At 50.6% G+C, this 20,309-nt stretch carries 19 protein-coding genes and 1 pseudogene; 12 read left to right on the plus strand and 8 right to left on the minus strand.

All coding sequences use genetic code 11. The annotated features are described in order from the left end of the window. Nucleotides 1-151: 151 nt before the first annotated feature. From BMX58_RS04585 to lacG, 3 genes are read left to right on the plus strand one after another with little or no spacing between them, the layout of a single operon-like run. A complete protein-coding gene (locus BMX58_RS04585; RefSeq protein WP_016173973.1) occupies nucleotides 152-469 on the plus strand; it encodes a PTS lactose/cellobiose transporter subunit IIA in 318 nt (105 codons plus the stop codon). Nucleotides 470-474: 5 nt separating this feature from the next. Further along, nucleotides 475-2,187 carry a lactose-specific PTS transporter subunit EIIC gene (locus BMX58_RS04590; protein WP_204243775.1) on the plus strand — a complete coding sequence of 571 codons (1,713 nt, stop codon included), beginning with the start codon at nucleotides 475-477 and terminating at the stop codon, nucleotides 2,185-2,187. 15 nt (nucleotides 2,188-2,202) lie between these two features. After that, on the plus strand, nucleotides 2,203-3,606 hold the full coding sequence (gene lacG / locus BMX58_RS04595) for a 6-phospho-beta-galactosidase (RefSeq protein ID WP_068622621.1): 1,404 nt from the start codon (nucleotides 2,203-2,205) through the stop codon (nucleotides 3,604-3,606). A 255-nt stretch (nucleotides 3,607-3,861) separates the two neighbouring features. On the opposite strand, the gene BMX58_RS04600 is transcribed toward lacG, so the two are convergent. Then, nucleotides 3,862-4,548 carry an HAD family hydrolase gene (locus BMX58_RS04600; RefSeq protein WP_204243776.1) on the minus strand — a complete coding sequence of 229 codons (687 nt, stop codon included), beginning with the start codon at nucleotides 4,546-4,548 and terminating at the stop codon, nucleotides 3,862-3,864. Nucleotides 4,549-4,550: 2 nt separating this feature from the next. After that, nucleotides 4,551-5,330, minus strand: a complete 780-nt coding sequence (locus tag BMX58_RS04605; protein ID WP_016173977.1) for a DeoR/GlpR family DNA-binding transcription regulator — start codon at nucleotides 5,328-5,330, stop codon at nucleotides 4,551-4,553. A gap of 267 nt (nucleotides 5,331-5,597) precedes the next feature. On the opposite strand from BMX58_RS04605, the pseudogene BMX58_RS04610 reads away from it, so the two are divergent. Then, nucleotides 5,598-5,738, plus strand: a pseudogene (locus BMX58_RS04610) (family 1 glycosylhydrolase); the annotation flags it as partial. 169 nt (nucleotides 5,739-5,907) lie between these two features. Continuing rightward, complete coding sequence (locus tag BMX58_RS04615) at nucleotides 5,908-8,910, plus strand: GW dipeptide domain-containing protein (RefSeq protein WP_068622625.1); 3,003 nt, start codon at nucleotides 5,908-5,910, stop codon at nucleotides 8,908-8,910. A 450-nt stretch (nucleotides 8,911-9,360) separates the two neighbouring features. On the opposite strand, the gene BMX58_RS04625 is transcribed toward BMX58_RS04615, so the two are convergent. Beyond that, nucleotides 9,361-9,987, minus strand: a complete 627-nt coding sequence (locus tag BMX58_RS04625; RefSeq protein ID WP_068622628.1) for an FMN-dependent NADH-azoreductase — start codon at nucleotides 9,985-9,987, stop codon at nucleotides 9,361-9,363. A gap of 197 nt (nucleotides 9,988-10,184) precedes the next feature. Between BMX58_RS04625 and BMX58_RS04630 the strand changes: the two genes are divergently transcribed. Both BMX58_RS04630 and BMX58_RS04635 read left to right on the plus strand, forming a co-directional pair. Further along, the gene (locus BMX58_RS04630; protein ID WP_068622629.1) at nucleotides 10,185-11,342 is read left to right on the plus strand and encodes an acyltransferase family protein; all 1,158 of its coding nucleotides are present in this window, start codon (nucleotides 10,185-10,187) and stop codon (nucleotides 11,340-11,342) included. A 73-nt stretch (nucleotides 11,343-11,415) separates the two neighbouring features. Continuing rightward, nucleotides 11,416-12,393, plus strand: a complete 978-nt coding sequence (locus tag BMX58_RS04635; protein ID WP_068622631.1) for a glycosyltransferase family 2 protein — start codon at nucleotides 11,416-11,418, stop codon at nucleotides 12,391-12,393. Nucleotides 12,394-12,582: 189 nt separating this feature from the next. Here BMX58_RS04635 and BMX58_RS04640 read toward each other — a convergent pair whose 3' ends face one another. Further along, nucleotides 12,583-13,344: an SDR family oxidoreductase gene (locus BMX58_RS04640; RefSeq protein WP_068622633.1), complete on the minus strand. Its 762-nt coding sequence runs from the start codon at nucleotides 13,342-13,344 to the stop codon at nucleotides 12,583-12,585. Between the two features lie 169 nt (nucleotides 13,345-13,513). Between BMX58_RS04640 and BMX58_RS04645 the strand changes: the two genes are divergently transcribed. The 4 genes from BMX58_RS04645 to BMX58_RS04660 all read left to right on the plus strand — a co-directional run bounded on the left by BMX58_RS04645 (nucleotide 13,514) and on the right by BMX58_RS04660 (nucleotide 16,784). Then, nucleotides 13,514-14,164: a YdcF family protein gene (locus BMX58_RS04645; protein WP_068622635.1), complete on the plus strand. Its 651-nt coding sequence runs from the start codon at nucleotides 13,514-13,516 to the stop codon at nucleotides 14,162-14,164. Between the two features lie 415 nt (nucleotides 14,165-14,579). After that, nucleotides 14,580-15,809: an AAA family ATPase gene (locus tag BMX58_RS04650; protein ID WP_068622637.1), complete on the plus strand. Its 1,230-nt coding sequence runs from the start codon at nucleotides 14,580-14,582 to the stop codon at nucleotides 15,807-15,809. Further along, the gene (locus BMX58_RS04655) at nucleotides 15,799-16,413 is read left to right on the plus strand and encodes an RloB family protein (protein WP_068622639.1); all 615 of its coding nucleotides are present in this window, start codon (nucleotides 15,799-15,801) and stop codon (nucleotides 16,411-16,413) included. The genes BMX58_RS04650 and BMX58_RS04655 overlap by 11 nt, the downstream gene beginning before the upstream one ends. 116 nt (nucleotides 16,414-16,529) lie before the next feature. Continuing rightward, nucleotides 16,530-16,784 (plus strand): hypothetical protein, encoded by a 255-nt coding sequence (locus BMX58_RS04660; protein ID WP_068622641.1) that lies wholly within the window; start codon nucleotides 16,530-16,532, stop codon nucleotides 16,782-16,784. 283 nt (nucleotides 16,785-17,067) lie between these two features. Here BMX58_RS04660 and BMX58_RS04665 read toward each other — a convergent pair whose 3' ends face one another. From BMX58_RS04665 to BMX58_RS04680, 4 genes are all read right to left on the minus strand, one after another. Continuing rightward, a complete protein-coding gene (locus BMX58_RS04665) occupies nucleotides 17,068-17,778 on the minus strand; it encodes a LysM peptidoglycan-binding domain-containing protein (protein ID WP_068622643.1) in 711 nt (236 codons plus the stop codon). 137 nt (nucleotides 17,779-17,915) lie between these two features. Beyond that, complete coding sequence (locus tag BMX58_RS04670) at nucleotides 17,916-18,149, minus strand: DUF2922 domain-containing protein (RefSeq protein WP_068622645.1); 234 nt, start codon at nucleotides 18,147-18,149, stop codon at nucleotides 17,916-17,918. Between the two features lie 57 nt (nucleotides 18,150-18,206). Beyond that, the gene (locus BMX58_RS04675; RefSeq protein WP_068622647.1) at nucleotides 18,207-18,413 is read right to left on the minus strand and encodes a DUF1659 domain-containing protein; all 207 of its coding nucleotides are present in this window, start codon (nucleotides 18,411-18,413) and stop codon (nucleotides 18,207-18,209) included. A gap of 91 nt (nucleotides 18,414-18,504) precedes the next feature. Next, nucleotides 18,505-19,044 carry a sigma-70 family RNA polymerase sigma factor gene (locus BMX58_RS04680; RefSeq protein ID WP_068622648.1) on the minus strand — a complete coding sequence of 180 codons (540 nt, stop codon included), beginning with the start codon at nucleotides 19,042-19,044 and terminating at the stop codon, nucleotides 18,505-18,507. A gap of 278 nt (nucleotides 19,045-19,322) precedes the next feature. Here BMX58_RS04680 and BMX58_RS04685 point away from each other — a divergent pair, with 278 nt between their 5' ends. Then, the gene (locus tag BMX58_RS04685; RefSeq protein WP_068622651.1) at nucleotides 19,323-20,264 is read left to right on the plus strand and encodes a competence protein ComK; all 942 of its coding nucleotides are present in this window, start codon (nucleotides 19,323-19,325) and stop codon (nucleotides 20,262-20,264) included. Nucleotides 20,265-20,309 lie beyond the last annotated feature (45 nt).

Here is a 20,309-nt window from a genome sequence, read left to right on the forward strand (position 1 = left end):
ATCAATCAGTACAAATCCAAGAAGGTGAGCAAGCTGCACATAAACGGTAGCGCAAGACGGACTTTCATACTATCGGTGCACGAAGCAAATTTCTTGGAACGACAGCAACATCTTGGAAAGAAAAAATCTGAAAAAATTGGAGGAAATGAAAATGAACAGGGAAGAAGCTACTTTATTAGGGTTTGAAATTGTTGCCTATGCTGGTGAAGCGCGATCGTACCTTTTGGATGCTTTAAAAGCAGCGGAAAAAGGTGATTATGATAAAGCCGAAGCCTTATGTGAAGAAGCAAATACCAGCATCAAAGAAGCTCATAAAGCTCAGACAAGTTTGCTTACTATGGAAGCTTCAGGCGATGATATTGCATACAGCGTTACGATGATGCATGGACAGGATCACTTGATGACAACATTGCTGCTTAGGGATTTGATGAAACATATGATTGAATTGTATAAAAGAGGGAGCAACTAATTATGATGAATGCATTGATAGCACAAATTGAAAAAGCTAAACCTTTCTTCGAGAAAGTGTCCCGTAATATCTATCTGCGCGCAATACGTGATGGCTTTATCTCAGCGATGCCTGTTGTTCTGTTTTCCAGTATTTTCTTATTGATTGCATATGTCCCTAATATCTTCGGTTTCTCATGGAGTGCATCGACTGAAGCTTTGATCATGAAACCATACGGATATACAATGGGGATCTTAGGCGTTTTGGTTGCCGGCACAACAGCAAAATCTTTAACAGATGCCTTTAACAGAAAGCTGGAAAGCACAAATCAAATTAATTTTCTTTCTACTATGTTGGCTTCCATATCCGGATTCTTACTCCTTGCTGCGGATCCGGTTGAGGGTGGGTTTGCGAACGGATTCTTAGGGACAAAAGGATTATTGACAGCGTTTCTCGCGGCGTTCATTACGGTGAATATCTATAATATCACTGTTAAAAATAATGTGACAATCCGGATGCCGGAAGAAGTTCCGCCAAACATTTCTCAAGTATTTAAAGATATTATTCCTTTTACTTTAGTGATAGTCGTTCTTTATGGTTTGGATATATTGACTAGGAACATTATGGGTACGAATGTGGCGGAGTCTGTCATTAAGTTATTCGAGCCACTATTCACAGCAGCTGATGGTTACTTGGGCATTACAATTATATTCGGTGCCTATGCACTGTTCTGGTTTGTTGGTATACATGGACCATCAATCGTTGAACCTGCTATTGCAGCGATTACTTATGCGAATATCGAAACAAATTTCCAACTTTTACAAGCTGGAGAGCATGCCGATAAGATTCTGACGTCCGGAACCCAGATGTTTATCGTTACGATGGGTGGTACCGGTGCAACGCTGGTTGTTCCATTCATGTTCATGTGGTTATCAAAATCAAAACGGAACAAGGCGATCGGCAGAGCGTCAGTCGTACCAACTTTCTTCGGGGTTAATGAGCCCATCTTATTTGGAGCACCTATCGTTTTGAATCCAGTGTTCTTTGTGCCGTTTATTTTTGCACCAATCGCTAACGTATGGATTTTCAAATTCTTCGTTGATGTTATTGGGATGAACAGCTTTAGCGTGAATTTGCCTTGGACAACGCCAGGGCCTTTGGGAATTGTTATAGGAACAGGGTTCGGGTTGATGTCACTTGTTCTTGCTCTCACCTTAATTGTAGTGGACGTAGTGATTTACTACCCATTCTTTAAAGTTTATGATGCGCAAATTGTTGAAGAAGAAAAAGCAGGTGTATCATCTACGGATAGTTTGAAAGAAAAAGTTGAAGGCAGCTTTGATACAAAAAAAGCCAAAGCGGTCCTTGCAAGTGCTGATATGAACGAGAATGACCCGAAAGTTTTTGAAAATAAAATAGTAGAAGCTAAAAATGTTCTTGTCCTTTGTGCCGGCGGTGGAACAAGTGGCCTTCTTGCCAATGCTTTAAATAAAGCTGCGGCTGAATATGGGACTCCCGTAAAAGCAGCGGCGGGCAGCTATGGTGCGCACATGGATATCATGAAAGACTATGATTTAGTCATCCTGGCACCTCAAGTGGCTTCGAATTACGAGGATATCAAACAAGATACTGACAGATTGGGCGTTAAACTTGCTAAAACGCAAGGAGGTCAATACATTAAATTGACCCGTGATGGCCAAGGGGCTCTTGCATTTGTTCAGGAACAATTTGAAGACTAGACAGGAGATTATAATATGAAAAAGTTACCAAAAGATTTTATTTTCGGGGGCGCAACAGCAGCCTATCAAGCTGAAGGGGCGACACAAACAGATGGAAAAGGCCGTGTAGCTTGGGATACATATCTTGAAGAAAACTATTGGTATACAGCAGAGCCAGCCAGTGATTTTTATCATCGTTATCCTGTGGATCTGGAACTTAGTGAAAAATTCGGTGTAAACGGCATTCGAATTTCCATCGCATGGTCACGCATTTTTCCGACTGGTTTTGGTGAAGTAAATCCTAAAGGTGTTGAATACTATCATAATCTCTTTTCAGAATGCCATAAACGTCATGTAGAACCTTTTGTCACGCTGCATCATTTTGATACTCCGGAAGTGTTGCATTCAGATGGAGACTTCTTAAACCGTAAAAACATTGACCATTTTGTTGATTACGCTGCGTACTGTTTTAAAGAATTTCCCGAAGTTCACTATTGGACTACATTCAATGAAATAGGCCCGATAGGGGACGGTCAGTATTTAGTGGGTAAATTCCCTCCAGGGATCAAGTATGATTTTGAAAAATTATTCCAATCCCATCACAACATGATGCTTGCACATGCAAGAGCCGTTAAGTTTTACAAAGATCATGGATATTCAGGAGAAATAGGTGTCGTTCATGCGCTCCCGACAAAGTATCCTTATGATCCATCCAATCCAGGTGATGTGCGAGCAGCAGAATTGGAAGACATCATTCACAACAAATTTATTTTGGATGCCACTTACTTGGGGAGGTACTCTCAAAAAACGATGGAGGGTGTCAACCATATTCTCTCCATAAATGGTGGCAATTTGGATCTTCGTGAAGAAGATTTTGAAATTCTTGAATCAGCTAAGGATTTAAATGATTTTCTGGGCATTAATTATTACATGAGCGATTGGATGCGTGCGTTTGATGGTGAATCAGAAATTACGCATAATTCAACCGGGGCTAAAGGCGGATCTAAATATCAGCTGAAAGGTGTCGGAAGAAGAGAGTTTGATGTGGATGTTCCACGAACTGATTGGGATTGGATGATCTATCCACAAGGCTTATATGATCAAATGATGCGGGTCAAAAATGATTATCCTAATTATAAAAAAATCTATATTACTGAAAATGGCTTAGGCTATAAAGACGAATTTGTAGATGGTACAGTCAAGGATGATGCTCGCATCGATTATGTCAAAAAGCATTTAGAGATCATTTCGGATGCAATAACAGCAGGTGTGAACGTGAAAGGTTATTTCATATGGTCATTGATGGATGTCTTCTCATGGTCAAATGGCTATGAGAAACGCTACGGATTATTCTACGTGGATTTTGAAACACAGGAACGTTATCCGAAGAAAAGTGCTTACTGGTATAAGCAGTTGGCGGAAACTCAGATAATCGAATAGCAGGTTTATTTATAGACTAGGAAAGTATAAATTTATTCAGCTGTGGAATGTGATGATAGCACATGTTCCACAGTTTTTTTGGGGTTCATTTGGGATTGCTCGCCGGAGCAGGGCACCGAAACCCAGCAGTCAACTACGGCGAAGCCGTCTATCACCGGAGCACAGCTCCCGGTGATTCGGTAACCTTGAGCAACACCGTAACTCCACAAAAAGAGAACGCACAATCGGCCCACCGATTGTGCGTTCTCTTTATTTTCAGGCTTGCTCCGCGAAAAGGCGTTGCGTGAATCCACGGAAGTCCGTGATGACGCCATCCTTGCAGAGGTTTTCCTTCTGGAAGGTTTCCCGGTTCTTGAAGAACGGGTCGATTGCGATGATCATGCCGATGTTCGCGCTGTTGGCCGCGCGGAGTCCTGAATAGGCGTCCTCGATGACCAGGCATTCTTCGGGAGGAACCCCGAGTTTTCTGGCGGCGTGCAGGAAAATATCCGGCTCCGGTTTTCCGGGGAAGGAACCGTCATCGAAGACAACTTTGTCCGGATCGAACCAACGATCAAGCGCGAAGGTGTCGAAATAGAAGTCGACATTTTCTTTGATGGTCGCGGTGGCAATCGTCAGCGGCAACTTGCGCTCCTTCAGATCGTCCAGCACTTCGATCAAGCCGTCCGTCAACACGAGTTGTTCCGGTTTGTTCAGGCAGAGTTTGCGGTAATGTTCTTCCTTCTCCAAAGAAAGTTTCTGAACTTCCTCGTCCGTCAGTTCAGAGGATACAAAATGACGCAGGATTTTGTCGTTCGTGCGGCCGTGTACGTTTGTCAGAATCTCTGATTCTGTAAGCCCGTTGCCTGGACTGTACTTTTGGATCATATCGATCCAGGCCTGTTCGTGCAGATGCGAATCCTGGAACATTGTACCGTTGAAGTCAAAAATGATGCCGTTCAGTTTCATAAGTTAGCTCCTTCTTCTGTTTGGGCTTGGGTCAGGGTGACGTACTGAGAGTAATGCGTGACCAAATCTGCGCTGATATGGTCATCGGTGACCAAGTGATCGATGTCGTGCAGGTTGTAGAAATTGTAGAAGTCGTCCCGGTTGAATTTCTTGTTGTCCGCCAGCAAGTATTTTGTGCGGGAGTTGTTCAGGGCGATGTTCTGGGTTTCGCCTTCCGCCATACTATAGGTAGAGATCGCTTCATTGTGGATGCCGTTGGCGCTGATGAAGCATTTGGAGAACTTCAACTTTTTCAGGTTGTCGTTCGCGATCGGGCCGAAGAAAGCACCTGTATTTTTCCGGTAATCGCCGCCAATCATAATGATATCCGCGGTGTCGTATTGGCGCAGATTTTCGAAAACCGGATAGCTGTTTGTGATGATACGGATTTTTTTGCCGCCGAGATAGCTCGCCAGTATTTCGATCGTCGTTCCCGGCCCGAGGAAAATGGTGTCGCCATCCTCGACGTAGCTTGCCGCCAACTTGGCGATCGCTTTCTTTTCTTCTTTTTGGACTTCTTGTTTTTCCGTATGCGAAAGCTCCTGGTCCAATGCGTAGCTGATGCTTTGTGCTCCGCCGTGGATGCGCAGGATTTTTCCGGCCTTGTCGAGTTCGTCCAGATCCCTGCGCACGGTCATGTCGGAAACATTCAGTTGCTTGACGATATCGGCTACGGTGATGATGCCTTCCTGGTTGACGATTTCAGTGAGTATCAATAGGCGTTCTTTTTTTAACATTTTCATTCACCTCTTTATATTACCCATAATTTAGCACAATTTCACAGTCTGGTCAACAAAAAACGAACAAAAATAAACAAAAAGCACAACGAAGAAGTGGGCGTTCGAACAGAAATGTGTTTTTTAATGCAATCGAGGTGAAATAAATCGCTTTATAATCGTTTGGATGCGGTTTCCGCAAAGGCGCAAAGAAACATAAACAATCATTAATGAACATGGATAGGGGAGAGGCAGCTGTTTCGATGACCTGAAGATCTAATTTTTGGTGGGGCCACTGCTGCAAATCAAGAGGGTGTGGACTTCTACCATAAAGTCTTTGCGGAATGCGAAAAAGAAGGTGTGCTTCCTTTCGTGACGCCGCATCATTTCGATACGCCGAAACGACTCTTCGATCCAGCCGATTTTCTTCGATCCATTCCCTTTGGCATGCCATTCCAGCTGCCTGTTTAGCGAACTGCATCCCTGTCCATAGGAAAAATCAAAAAATATTGGTTCGTTCCATTTCAATGATGGTATAATGAAAAGGTAATATTTAAAGGAATCTTAAGATATCTGACGATGGTGATGGAGGGGTACTATGATTGTTCAAAATAAATACTTACGCACTTGTCTCGCTCTGTCGAGCATGGCAGCATCCGGTCTTATTTTCGGCGGCAAATATGCCTATGCCGATGAGCAGAATGTCCTTACAGAATCAGTGCCGGTGGATTCGGCAAGCTTAGCCATTCCGACGCAGCAAAGTGCAGCTGCTGAAACCGAGGCAACGCAAGAAACAGTTTTGCAAGCGGTTACCGAAGGGGCGGCCCAGGCCGGGGAAACCGCAGCGAACAGTTCCGATACAACAAACACACCTGCTCTGCAAGTGCATGCGGCTGACATCAAAAAAATGCTTTTGGATCCGGTATATGCAGATGCAAAAGAAATCAGCGGCACAGCCGCGCCCAACAGCTACATCGTTTTTCTGGAAGGCGACGTCAGCTTGATGGAAACCCCCGTCGATGCGGCAGGGGCGTTCCGGTTGGCGCCAACCGGCATCGAGGCCGGTTCTGTCCTGCGGGCGATCGTATACAGCGACCAAAGCAAGACGGTGATACTGGAAGAAACAGAGTGGACGGTTCTGCCTGCAGCGACAGGATCAGCCGAAGCGCCGCTGCCCCCGGCAACCGCTCCGGCAACAACCGATCCCGCCGTCACCGATCCCGCCGTCACCGAGGAGCCGCCAGCAGCGGATTTAGCAGCCGGTTCCGGCGGGGCTGGCCAACTGTCAGCGTCGGCCACGCCGAACGGGGAAGAGGCAGTTACAGCGCCGCTGACCCTGATGAGCGTCGCCAGCACCTCCCTGACGACAGCGCAGACCGTTGCCCAGGAAGCGAAAGGCACTTGGTACTACTATGTCCAATCCGGCGATACGCTGAAATCGATCGCCGCCCATTATGCTACGGATGCCGACAGCCTGATCCGCTGGAATTACCTCACGAATGCCAACCTGATTTATGTCGGCCAATTATTGAGCGTCAACGGGATGAATGTCTATTCCAGCATCGATAAGGAGAACCGTACTTTCGCAAATTCCGCGGAGTTCGTCGAGTACCTGGGCAGTTACGCGACCGAAATCGGCAAGGATTATAATCTGTATTCTTCCGTCATGGTTGCGCAGGCTTCATTGGAAACGGCCTACGGCACCAGCAAATTGGCCACGGTGGGGAACAATCTTTTCGGGATCAAGGGCTCTTACCAAGGGAACTCGATCGTGATGCGCACCTGGGAGGAGGAGAGCGATGGTTCGATCATCTGGATCGACGCATTCTTCAGACTTTATCCTTCCTATTACGAATCGATGGTCGATTACGCCCTGAAGTTGCGCAACGGAGTCAGCTGGGATGCGAACTACTACAAGGGCACCTGGATCGAAAATACAACCAGCTACAAAGACGCTACGCTGTATTTGACAGGCCGCTATGCGACGGATTCTTCCTACAACACAAAATTAAATGCCATCATCAGTGCATACGGCCTGACGAAATTCGATCAGGCTGCTGCACTTAAGACGGTTCCGGCTGACTACAACGCGCTTGTTTCCGGCTATGGCTATTCGATCGACAGTCTGCCGTGGGGAACGACCGGCTATAAATACATCGCATCCTCCACCGACTATTACGGAAAAGAAGTCCATGTCTCGAAGAAGACAGCGGATGGGAAATACGCCTGCATTTCGGTCGGCGGCAAGGAAGTGGGCTGGGTGGACAATAACGCGCTGAAGACTTTCGCAACTGTTTCGGTCAGCTACAGTCTGCCGATCATGGACGGCGCTTATTCGATCGACAGCCTGCCTTACGGCCAACCCGGGTCCAAAAAGATTGCAGATGCTGCCTCCTACACCGGGAGTGTGGCGACCGTCGTGCGGGAAACGGCTGACGGCGCCTACGCCGAAATCAAAATCAACGGTACGTATATGGGCTGGATCAGCAAGAAGGCTTTTAATGCCGCTTTCCAGAGCTATGATGCCGTTGTCCGCAAAGGCGGTTACTCGATCGACAGCCTGCCCTGGGGAACGGCCGGTTACCGCACGCTTGGCTGGAGCAACGACCTGATCGGTAAATCGGTCAAGGTGATCGGCAAGTCCGCAAATGGCGCCTATTTCTGCATTTCCTACAACAATGGCGCAGCAATCGGCTGGGTGGACTACAAGGCATTCGAATATTTCAATTCGGCTGCGGTCAATTACAATGCGGTCGTCTCGAAAAGCAATTTTTCGATCGACAGCCTGCCATGGGGCGAAGCCGGCTATGCTTATGTTGCCGCCTCCTCCAGTTACCTGGGGAAAGAAGTGCATGTATCACGGATCACCGCGGACGGCAACTATGCCTTCATTTCCTTAAACGGAAAGGAACTGGGCTGGATCGACAGCAAGGGACTGCAGGCCTTCGCGACCAGAACAGCCAGCTACAGCATGCCGATCATGAACGGCATCTATTCGATCGACAGCCTGCCTTGGGGAGTGGCGGGATTCGCGAAAGTTGCGGACGCTTCCGCTTATTTCGGGAAAATGGCGACCGTCTACCGGGAATCGGCTGACGGTGCCTATGCGGAGATCGGCGTGGATGGCAAGTTCCTCGGCTGGATCGACAAACGCGCTTTCAGCAATGCGAAGCAGGTCGACTATTATGTGGGCGTATCCGGTCTGGGTTATTCGATCGACAGTTTGCCGTGGGGAACAGCAGGCTACAAACAGATCGGCAACACGAACAGCTATTTGGGCAGCTTGGTGAAAGTCATTGCGGAAACGGCCGACGGGTCCTACAAATTGGTCCAAAAAAGCGGCCAGACGCTCGGCTGGATCGATTATCGCGCTTTGACGACGCTCAGCACGAAAGCTGCCAATTACAGCACAACCATCCGTTCCAGCGGCTATTCGATCGACAGTCTGCCTTGGGGGACCGCCGGCTTCACGTTGCTGGGCTTGACCAGCTCCTATTTGAACAAAACCGTGCAGGTGATCCAGGAAACAGCGGACGGCTGCTATGCTTTGGTTGCTTCCAACGGCCAGACGCTCGGTTGGGTGGATAAGCGCTGCCTCTGAAAAATAAATATGCACAAAAAATCTCCGGCAAGCAGCAAGTGCTTGGCGGAGATTTTTTTCGTGGGAATGCGCGACTGAGCGCCAGCTCCGGTCAGGGAGCTGCTCACCGGAGGAGAGGATACGGAAACAACTGCTGAAGCCGTGCTTACCGGAGAACCCAAGCGGAATGCGGGACGAACTCCGGCGCAGCCTGCGTTCACCGGGGAAGAGCAGTTGCAGACGGATCGGGATCTCTGCACGGAAGTGGTGGATCTGCGTTGGATCCAGGGCGGAATTCCCCGCCAAGGCTGTTCTGGCGGTTTTTCTGACTGCGGTTTGACTTGATTTTCCCCGCGGAAGTGATTTCGGCGGGTTATTACTGTATATCGATTCAATCACCTCATAAAGCAAAAAAGGAGCCCCAAAACCAGAAAATACCATTCTGGTTTTGGGGCTCCCCGTCCGTAAAGATTATAGTGATTTAGCCAAAGCTTCGACTTTCGCCAAGCCTTCTTCGATGATCGCTGCTGCTTGATCAGGAGCAGCTGCGTGGCCTTCGATGATGACTTCGCCGATGATTTCCATGCCGAATACGCCGCCGAAGACGTTGCGCATGTAGTTGACGCCCATATCCAATGGAGCCATTTCAGGAGTAGAATAGACGCCGCCGCGTGCGTTCAGCAGGATGACTTTCTTCTCAGGCATCAAAGCAACCATTGTGCCCGTTTCGTCATATTTGAAAGTGAAGCCGGCTGCGAAGATGTAGTCGATGAATGTCTGCAATTTGGCAGGGATCGTCAAGTTCCACAACGGGAAGGCGAAAACGATCACGTCAGCAGTAGTCACGGCATCCATGACTTTTTGTTTCGCTGCCAAAAGGCGTGTTTCGATGTCGGTCAATTCTTCGCCGACTGCCATTTTGCCGTAAGCGCCGAAAAGGTCTTGGCCCAGGTAAGGCATGTCTTCCGAGAAGACGTTGTAGGTTGTGATGTTCAATTTTTCATTTTCTTTGGCTGCTGCCAAAAAAGTTTCGTACATTTTTGAAGAAATCGCTTCTTCCGATGGTCTGTTGTTCCCTTTTACTACTAAAACGTTCATGTGTGTTCCTCCACTGATTGTATATTTTGATGCGGTCTGCACGTTCACTTACCGCATGTAAGTACAATATAACATCTCGGCTTCGAAATATCTAGCCGGAATGCTCAAAAATGAAAAACAATTTGAAATTTTGTAACATTTACACTACCATAGTAAAGAATATTTCGATAAATTCGAAACAACAGGAGTGAATGTTTATGCAGAAAGCCGGCCAAAGCCAACGGATCGAAATCTTTGACGGCATGCGGGGACTGGCTTCGGTCATTGTCATGATTTTCCACATGGCGGTCTGGACAGTCTACGGCTACAGCGCCAATGAATACAAAATCTTTGCCAATCCCTTTTGGCGGGTGGCGACGCAAACGCCGTTGAAGATGCTTTGGGGCGGCAATGAAGCGGTGCTGGTCTTCTACATCATCGGCGGTTTCGTGCTGGCGCGGCCCTACCTGAACGGGCGAAGGCTGGATTTCCAGCCCTTCATAATCAAGCGTTGGATCCGCCTGATGCTGCCTTATGTGCTTGTCATCGCGGTGACGGTCATCCTGATCGCTCTGTTTGGGGCCTGGAAGTATGACACGATCGACTTGAGCGGTTCGTTCAATGTGAAGTGGAAACGGGTGCCGACCGCCCTGGAAATGCTGTTGTATTTCCTCGGGTATGATTACAACCTGAACATTTTGAGCGGCGCTTTCTGGAGCATGGTCCAGGAATGGCGCTTGTCGTTCGTGATGCCGTTTGTGGCCGTGGCCTTGCATCGGCAGCGGACATGGAAGGTGCTCGCTGTTTATGCAGCCTTGCAGTCGGGTGTCGAGGCGTTGACGGACTGGGGCATGCGCAGCGACACGGGTTGGGTGGCGCAACTGTCGGAGTCGCTCAACCGGACCAATTATTACGCGATCTTTTTCGTGATGGGGGCGGTGCTGGCGAAACATCTGCCGGCCATCCGTGCCTTTGTGCGGGAGCACCGTGGTTTCCGGATCCTGTCGGCCTGGGCGATCCCTTTTTTGATCCCGAGCCAGTGGATTTTGGCGGCGCTCGGTCTGTCGTTCCGGGTGCGGGATGCGTTGCTGCTGACCGGCCTGGGCATCGTGTTGTTCCTGCTGTTGTGCATGGAGTCGCCGCTGCTTACCGCCTTCTTCAAATCGAAACCGCTGCTGCTCTTGGGCAGGCTGTCCTTCAGCCTCTATCTGACGCACACGACGTCCATCATTCTGTTCGTGACGTTCCTGGGTCAAGTCATCCGGCCGGAAACGGCGTTGCTGCTGTCGCCGCTGGTCGCGTTGCCGGTTGCGTATCTGTGGCAGAAGCATGTCGAAACAAGGTGCATCGGTTTGCTGAAATATTTGAAGAAATAGACGTCCTGCCTGCGCCAAGTGTGATACGATAAAGGAAAGCTCGGATTTCCGAAGAATTTGCAGGGGTGGATACATGTCAAAAACGATCATTTCCATCGTCGTTCCTTGCCACAACGAGGAAGAGATGGTGCCGATTTTCCATAAAGAAATAGCGGCGGTCAGCGCCCAGCTGCCGGATGCCGCATTCGAACTGATTTTTGTGGATGACGGTTCGAAGGATGCCACGCTGGCGGAGCTGAAGCGGCTGGCCGAATTGGACGAGCGGGTACACTACCTTTCCTTTTCGCGCAACTTCGGCAAAGAAGCGGCGCTGTTGGCGGGACTGCGCCATGCGACCGGGGATTACGTAGCCGTGATGGATGCGGATCTGCAGGATCCGCCGGCTATGCTGGTGGAGATGGTCGCTTTGATCCGCACCGGCGCTTACGACTGCATCGGCACGAAACGCATCGACCGCAAAGGCGAGCCGCCGATCCGCTCCTTTTTCGCAAGGAAGTTCTATCAATTGATCAACCGCATCTCCGACACCGAAATCGTCGATGGCGCCCGCGATTTCCGGCTGATGACGCGCCAGATGGTCGACGCGGTGCTGGAGATGACCGAGTACAACCGTTTTTCGAAGGGGATCTTCAGCTGGGTCGGCTTCGAAACGAAGTACCTTTCCTACGAAAATCAGGAGCGGGTAGCCGGCAAAACGACGTGGTCATTCTGGAGCCTGTTCAAATATTCGCTGGACGGCATCGTGGCCTTTTCCGAAGCCCCCTTGGCGATCGCCGCCTTCACCGGATTCCTGTCGTTTGCGGTGGCGATTTTGGCTGCGCTGTTCCTGACCGTGCGGACTTTGGTCTTCGGCAACGAGACATCCGGCTGGACTTCGCTCATCGTCATCATTCTGGGGATGGGCGGGCTGCAGCTGCTGTGTCTGGGCATCCTCGGCAAATACCTGGGGAAAACTTTCATGGAGACGAAACGGCGTCCGCTTTACATTTTGAAGGAGACGGATGCCGGTTTGCCCGACAGTGATCGCAGGAAGGGGCAAGCCGATGCATAAGCAACTGGCTCAAATTGTCAAAATCGCAGCGACTGTCTTTGCGAAGGCCTGGAATTTCGGTTCCCGGTAAATCTGACTGGAGGACAAGAACGCCGGTTCACCAGCGGGCATCAAAATCCAAAAGAAAAAGAATGCGGCTGCCGCTTTTTCAGGGCAACTGCATTCTTTTTATGTGTCATCAAGTGGCCATCAGTAGCTGGTCCAGCCTCCATCTGCAGTCACGACAGCGCCGTTGACGAAGCTGGAGTCGTCAGACGCCAGGAAGAGCGCGACGGATGCGATCTGGTCGGGCGTCCCGAACGCCGGGTTGATCGCCATGCCGACGCCGGTCGTCTGCTGTCCGAATGTGCTGATGGTGCCCATCGAATTGGCGATATTGGTGGCGACCGCCCCAGGTGCGATCGCATTGCAGCGGATGCCTTTTTTCGCGTACATGAAAGCGGTGTTCTTGGTCAGGCCAATGACGGCATGTTTGGAAGTGACATAGGCGGCGCCCGCACGACCGCCCTGCAGGCCGCCGATCGAAGCGATGTTGATGATATTGCCGCCTCCTTGGTCAAGAAAGTGCGCGATGGCTTTCCGGCTGGCGTACATCGGACCGTTGACGTTGACGGCAAAGACCCGGTCCCAGCGATCGTTCGAGACTTCCCCGACCGGTTCGAAGCCGTCCATGATGCCGGCGTTGTTGACGAGGATATCCACTTTTCCGAAGAGGGCGATGGCGGTATCGATCATGGCATCGACGTCGGTTTCGTTGGAGACATCGGTTTTGATGGCAGCAGCGGCGTCCAGGGTTTCGGCATTGATTTCGTCTGCGACTTTCAGGGCGTCTTCGTAATTGTAATCGGCGATGACCACTTTTGCGCCTTCGTTGGCGAAAAGGCGGCAGATGGCTTCGCCCATGCCCGAAGCGCCGCCGGTCACGACAGCAACTTTGTCCAGCAGTCTCATGGTTATTCCTCCTTATGCTTTGCTGGTCTAATCATAACACGATAGCGCTTTCGTGTATCGTTTGACAGTTCTTTTGCGGAAAAAACATTAAAAAAGCGGTGGTTTATTTCCGCTTTTCGGATAAAATAGAGGGATAAAAAAAGTTGGGAAAGGATGTGGAAAGCGTACGATGGCAAATTATCCATTCGACAAGGAGCGCAGCCTCCTGAAGACGGACGAGTCGACGAGAATCACGATGCTGCTGCTGAATGTGTTTTTGGTCGTGACTGCCGTCTCGTTGGCGGTCAGCTTCTACATCATCGCCAATCTGGAAATCGATGAGGAACCGGCCGTTTCCGACATCATCATCGTCCCCGAAGGCGCGCCGGAGCGGGGCATCAAAGCAGCTGGACTGCTGGAGGAAGGCTACTCCAGATCGGGCAAGATCATCGTCTCGCCGCTGTTGGTGGAAGCCGAGTTGCTGCACCTGCAGCCTTACGGGGAGCTGGGGATGATGGATGATTCGATTTTGGCGGATTATCAGGCCACGAGCACCTGGACCAATGCCGTCTACAGCATCGCCCTGATGGAGGAAAACGGCTACGACTCGGCGATCGTCGTTTCGAGCGACTACCATATGAACCGGGTCAAATACAGCTTCGAGAAAGCGGCAAAAGGCAAGGAGTTGGACTTCACCTATGTTTCAGCCGGCGGTCCCTACGGCTTGCCGTGGATCGAGACGCAGCTCGGCAGGCGGTTGGCGCAGTACGAGATTTTCAAGACGGTCGGGTACTGGCTGGGGTTGTACAATTTCATCGATATCGGAGAAGGCGGCTCTTGAACGGAAGCGCGCCTTTTTTTGATATAGTTCGGGTACTCGATGATGAGAATTTCGTTGATGCAAATATCCCCGAAATACCCACAGATCCGCAACTATGTATCCGTTTGCGGCATTATTCCGCGTTTTTGCATCCTTGACGGTTATTCTTAGAAGAAACGCCGTTGTGGTGCTATACTTTAGAGTAGTAAAGTATAAAATAATTCGTTTGAATAAGTGCGTCACTTTTCGTGTTTCATAACTTTGCAAAGTATTCAATGCCATCAAAAAATTGGCCAGATTCACGGGTAAGCCCTTCGGAAATTAGATAAATCGTATCTATTGCGCTCTACGATGCTCAGTCGGCACGATTTCCTAAATTTTTTTCAGGGCTGAACGAACCCGTTCAGCTTTTCTTTTTGGTATAGGAGGTGTGGAGATGCTTGTAGAAATTGTGATGGAGAACTTTTTTTCCTTTAAGGATGAGGCTACTTTTTCGATGGTCGCCAGCCCGATCGGCGAACACCCGGAAGCGGTCTACGGCAAGGACAATATCGCTGTGACGAAATTGGCGACGATCTATGGGGCGAACGCCAGCGGCAAAAGCAATTTGCTGAAGGCCATGAAGATGATCCAGGAAGGCGTCCTGCTGCAGAATTACACGTCCGCGGAATGGCTGGGGCACATCGAACCGTTCCATTTGGATGCGCGGACCGAGAAGAAGGACACGATGCTGGAAGTCACTTTCCTTTTGGCCGGGAAACTGTACCGTTACGGTTTTTTCGTCAACCGCGTCAGGGTGACCGAAGAATTCCTTTATCTGGAAGGCGAGGAGCAGAAGGACCTGTTTTTCCGGAATGCGACCGGACAGATCGTCGGCGGGGAATGGGCGGAGCTGTTCCGGGACATCAATCTCGAGGATACGCGTTTGGCCCTGTCATCCCTGCTTTCCGCACCCGGATCGGCCGAGCATCCGGAGCTGAAGCTGTTCTTGGAGTGGTTCACGGAGATGCGCATCATCCTGGACACTGCGAAGATCGGGTTGGCGATTTCGATGGCGAAGATGCACCTGTCCAAATACAAGCACAACCTGCTGGCTCTGATCCGGGTGGCCGATCCGTCTATCCAGGACATCGTTGTGCACGAGGCGGAAAATCCGCGCAACGGGCGGAAGGAACTGGCGTTTTTCGTCGTCAAGACCCGGCGCAACGAGGCGGGGGAATCGGAGCCCCATTGCGAAAATTTCCGTTTCCAGGATACCGAATCGGCCGGCACCGTCAAGCTGTTGGCGCTGGCCGGTCCGATCATCGAAGCGCTCGAGAAGGGCGGCCTGTTGATGATTGATGAAATGGACACGCAGTTCCACACCCTGATGACGCGCTATGTGCTGGAACTCTTTTCCGGTAATCTCAACGACAAGGGCGCCCAGATGATCTATTCGACGCATGACATCACGAATCTGTCCAGCAGCCTTTTCCGCAGGGATCAGGTCTGGTTCGTGGAAAAGGACAGCTACAGCGCCAGCCACCTGACTTCCTTGGTGGAATATCGTTTTGATGACGAGGAAAGGAAGAACAGTTTTGAGTTTTACCGCAACTACCTGAACGGCAAATACGGGGCGATCCCTTTCCCGCGGCCGTTGGATTGGTGGGTCGACAATGGAAAATAGAAGAAGAGGCCACAAGAAGAAATTTGAACGTCCGGTCGGAACGAAGCGGCCGGAAAAAACTTTCCTGATCCTTTGCGAAGGCACCAAGACCGAACCGAACTACTTCCGCAGTTTCCACGTCATCTCGGCGCAGGTCGAAATCGTCGGGACGGCGATGAACACGATGTCCTTGGTCAACTATGCGCGCGATGTGGTCAGGGATCGGCCGGATGAATATGACGAGGTTTGGCTCGTCTTCGACAAGGATTCCTTCGACCGGGAAATCTTCAATGAAGCCGTTTTTTTCTGCGAGACGCACTACCGCCAGGGGTTCCGGGCCGCCTACAGCAACGAAGCCTTCGAAATCTGGTACCTGCTGCATTTCGAACTGATCAAAAAAGCGATCTCGCGCTTCCATTACCCCGACATGCTGTCGAAACGGCTGGGATTTTTCTACAAAAAAAATCATCCGCACATGTACAACGTACTATTATCAAGGCAGCCCGCCGCCATCCAGAACGCCAAGAAACTCTACAGCCAGCGTTCGCCGTCGCCGGCCCGCGACAACCCGTCCACGACCGTCTTCATGCTGGTGGAAGAACTGAACAAACACCTCCGGAAATAAATTTAAAAAATTTTTTAAAATAAAAAAAGCTGCCGCAAATTTTTGCGGATAATACCAGTGTAGGTCTTATCAAGCAGCAAAGGCCACTTAACAAGACGAGAAGGGATCGATTGCATATGTTCATGACACCGGTATTGGGGATGGATTTCACGGAGGACGGAAAAGGGGTCGTCATTCATTTTGTTGAAGACGATGCAGTGGCGGAGGAATATCTGTTCGAAACGACGGATGAGGCGGACGCATTTTTCAGGAGCTGCCAAAATCTGTGCGATGAGGTCAAGGAAGAGCCACTTGAGGTGCAGCATGCCATCATCAGAGAGTTCTTGGATCTGGATATCGGCAAATTCAACTACGAACGCGCTTATTATTGATTGGAGCAACAAAAGAAGACCAGCCCCGGCACGATGCGGGACTGGTCTTCTTTTGTTGCGCCGGAATCGGCGCCGCAGCTCCGGCGAGGGGCTTGGTCGCCGGAGGAAACCGGTAATGCTCGGCCTCTTCTCCGATGAAGCCGATCTCATCGGAGGAGGGAGCCAAAATGCGGACTGAACTCCGGCAAGGCCTGCGTTCACCGGCGGTACCGCCGCCCGGTACCGCCACCCGGGACGGGATCCCGTCCCGGGTGTAATCGGCAAGCCTGTATTTATCGGTCGTTCAGTACTGGCGCACCTTCAGCTGTTGGCCGATCAGGATCAGATCGCTCGAAAGCTGATTCAACCGTTTCAGCGTGGCCGGTGTTGTGCCGTACTTGCGCGACAGGCCCCAGAGTGTCTCGCCTTTGACGACGCGGTGCAGCAGGAACGTGCCGGGAGCGCTCGCAAGCGGAGGCAGCGAGGACAGGCCTGCTTCGATGTCCTGGCGGAAACGGGCCTGCGAAATACCCCAGCTGGCGAGGTATCCGTCCGGATCGGTGTGGTCGGTTCCGCCGACATTTTTGGAAACCCAGGAATGGGTTTTGATGCCTTTGTCGTGGACGTTTGTTCCGCTGTTCAGCTTGCAGGGGATGCCTGCCTCCAGCGCCAGTTTTTGCAGCAGCCAGACATAGGCTTTGTAGTCCTGTTCGAAGATGGTCCGGCTGTTCGTCCGCGCCAGCTCGACTTGGGCATAGGCATAGCCGTTCGCTTTCGGGCCGACGCCCCATTGGACTTTGCCGGTGTTGGCGACCTGGATTATTTTCCCGCCTCCGCCGACCCAATGCGAAACGAAGGCATTTTGCCAGTTGCGCTGCATGTAGCTGACTTCGTTTTCGAGGCTGTTGGGTCCGGTGTTGTTCGGATTGCCGGATTCGTGGGCGATGATCAGGTTGCTTGCGGTGAGCGGATTTTGGTATATGGAAAAGATGCGTTTTTCGATGGTGTAATTCATGGTGTTCCTCCTCTTGGTTGGCATTGCTGGGATAAGCAGAAAAAAGAGGTGCCTCCGAATGAGACACCCCTGGGCGTTGTTGATGGAATCTTAAGTTGTCCAGCAGTCCAAGCGGGCTCGGACTGCATTTCTTATCCTTATTCGGCTTCGGCGATCAGGTCGGTGATGGTGCGTTCCACGTAACGGGCGCTGTTGACCGCCGTGAAGGGGTTGATGCCTTTCACTTCGAACGCGTTGAGGCCGATGATGGCGTCCATTGCGGGTTGCAGTTCAGCGGATGTCAAGCCGCTTTTCGGGTTCTTGACGCTCAGGTTGCGGGTTTTCCCGTCGGCCGTCAAAAATTTCAATTCCAAGGTTACTGTTGTCGTCATGTTCATTTCCTCCTAGATGTCTGATGGTTACTGGTTATTGAGCTGTTTTCGGTTGGCTTAGGCGATGGAGTAGCGGTTCTTTTCGACAACGACTGCGTAGGCTGCAGGCATATCGACGAGCGCGGATACGGCTGATTGGAAGGCTTGGACCTGTTCAGCTGTGACGCCGGGCTTCAGGTTCGCGAATGACTGTTTGACTTCCTTTTCGTTTGCAAAATCATTGAAATAAAGCTCGATGTTTCCTTCTTCGTATTGTTTCACCATTTGGCATTCCTCCGTTTTCTTTTCTTGTAAGTGTCATGACTGCTTACACCTATAACGACGAAGGCGGACCGGCGATGTGTAACCCCATCTTTCAGTCCTTCAAAAAAGTACCGGCTTTGGCCTGGATCTGCTTCCTTCTTTTGTAGATCGTTTTGCGCGAAAGCTGTTGTTTTCTGGCAATCTCGGTGATGCTGAGTCCAGCCAGAGCGTCCCGCAGATAGGCGTTCTCCTCGGCAGTCAGACCGGCGCAGAGACGCTGCAGCAGATCGGTCTGTTCCAGCTGTTCTTCGAAAGAGCTGTTATGGGGGATTTCCTCCAGTTCCTCCTCGGAAAGGTAGGCTTCGCGACTTTCTTTTTTCCGGTCCTTGCGGATCTGGTCCAGGAAAGTCCAATGGATCTTTTGCTTGGCATAGCTGACGAACAGGAAACTGTTCTCGGCTGCGAGCGCGTCCTTCCGGCAGGTTTCATACGTGTCAAAAAGGGTGATCAGCCCCAATTGATAGAAGTCATCATAGTCGTTGTGATCCGGATAGCGATTGATTTTGTTCAGACAATGATGGATGATGCCCGCGTAAAGTTCGCTCAGTTGTGTGGCGGTCTCATCGTTGCAGCTTCTTTTTTTGATATTCATGGGTTTGCCTCCGTATTGTGGTGGATGGCGTGATGCAAGGAACAACCCCTGTGCATGCTCATCACGGCCTCGGCAAGCTTGCTGATGCCCATATTAGCGGTCCACAGCTGCCGGGGTCAAAACGGCAAATGCGGCAAAAAACGGGTCAAAAGTGCGGCTGGTCATACATTTGTGTGCGAATTTTCAAAACACGCGATAAAATGTAAGCGTTGTTATTTCGCTCGGCATTAAAGTAGTGTATATTTTGAAGGTAAGCATTCCTATTTTGGGGGGATTTTATGGAGAGTAAGACAGCAAAAAAGTTTCGCAAGCAACTGAAGCGACAAGCAGAACCATCGCTTGATGCTGAAACATTGGAGACGATCCTTTCGCATCTTCGTTCCTCATTGGAGGCGTCGTTTGCACCCAATAATCAGAAGAAAGAGGAGGCGGAACCTTTCCTGGTATTGCTGGATGCGGAAAGTATCCAGCCTTATTTGGAGCGGGCTTGGGCCTTGGATCGGTTTGTGCTGGACAATTCTTTCCTGTACATTATGAGCTTGGACGCTCAGCTGCACCGGACGGACTTCCGCACGCTCATCTTCTTCAAAGACGGCCGCCTGATCAAGACGCGCGAAAACAGCAACACTGTGATGTTCTCTTTGTTCGAACTGATTGGCTTCGATTACGATTTTATTCGGGGAATCTCCACGCGGGTCAACGGCAAGGATACCCACTGTGTGCCTTATGTTTTCGGAAGGTATCGGTTTTTGCCTTTGAGCGGTCCGACCCGCAAAAACAGCTCCTGGGTCAACCTATCCAAGGTGCTGCACTCCCGTACGCTGAAAGGGGAAAAAGGTGTGGAGATCCATTTCGTGGATCAGCATGTGTTCCAGTTACCGGTCCGCCCGGAATTCTTCAACGAAAAGGTCAAACAAGCCAGCCAGACCGTGCACCGCCAAGACCACCTGCTGCACAGCGTCTTGACAAATTTCGATTATGTGGATGGGCGGAAAAAAGAGCGCGAACACAGCCTGCTGGGCAATGCAATGCATTCCAACGCCGCCCGGCTTTCGACGGTTCCGATGGAGGAATACATCCGGATTTTTCAGTTCTCTTTGGCTGAAACAGCTTTGCGGCACCCTTCGCTGCGTGACAATCCGGTGACGGATGAGGCGCTGCAGCTGCTGCGGGAGAATCTGTACAGCGATCTGCCCCATCTCAGGAACGCACCGCGCTGACAAGCTGCGCGGAGTAAAGATTTGTGCGCTGAGGAAGCAGGCTAT

It is taken from the genome of Trichococcus ilyis (assembly GCF_900109135.1).
Classification (GTDB): Bacteria; Bacillota; Bacilli; order Lactobacillales; family Aerococcaceae; genus Trichococcus; species Trichococcus ilyis.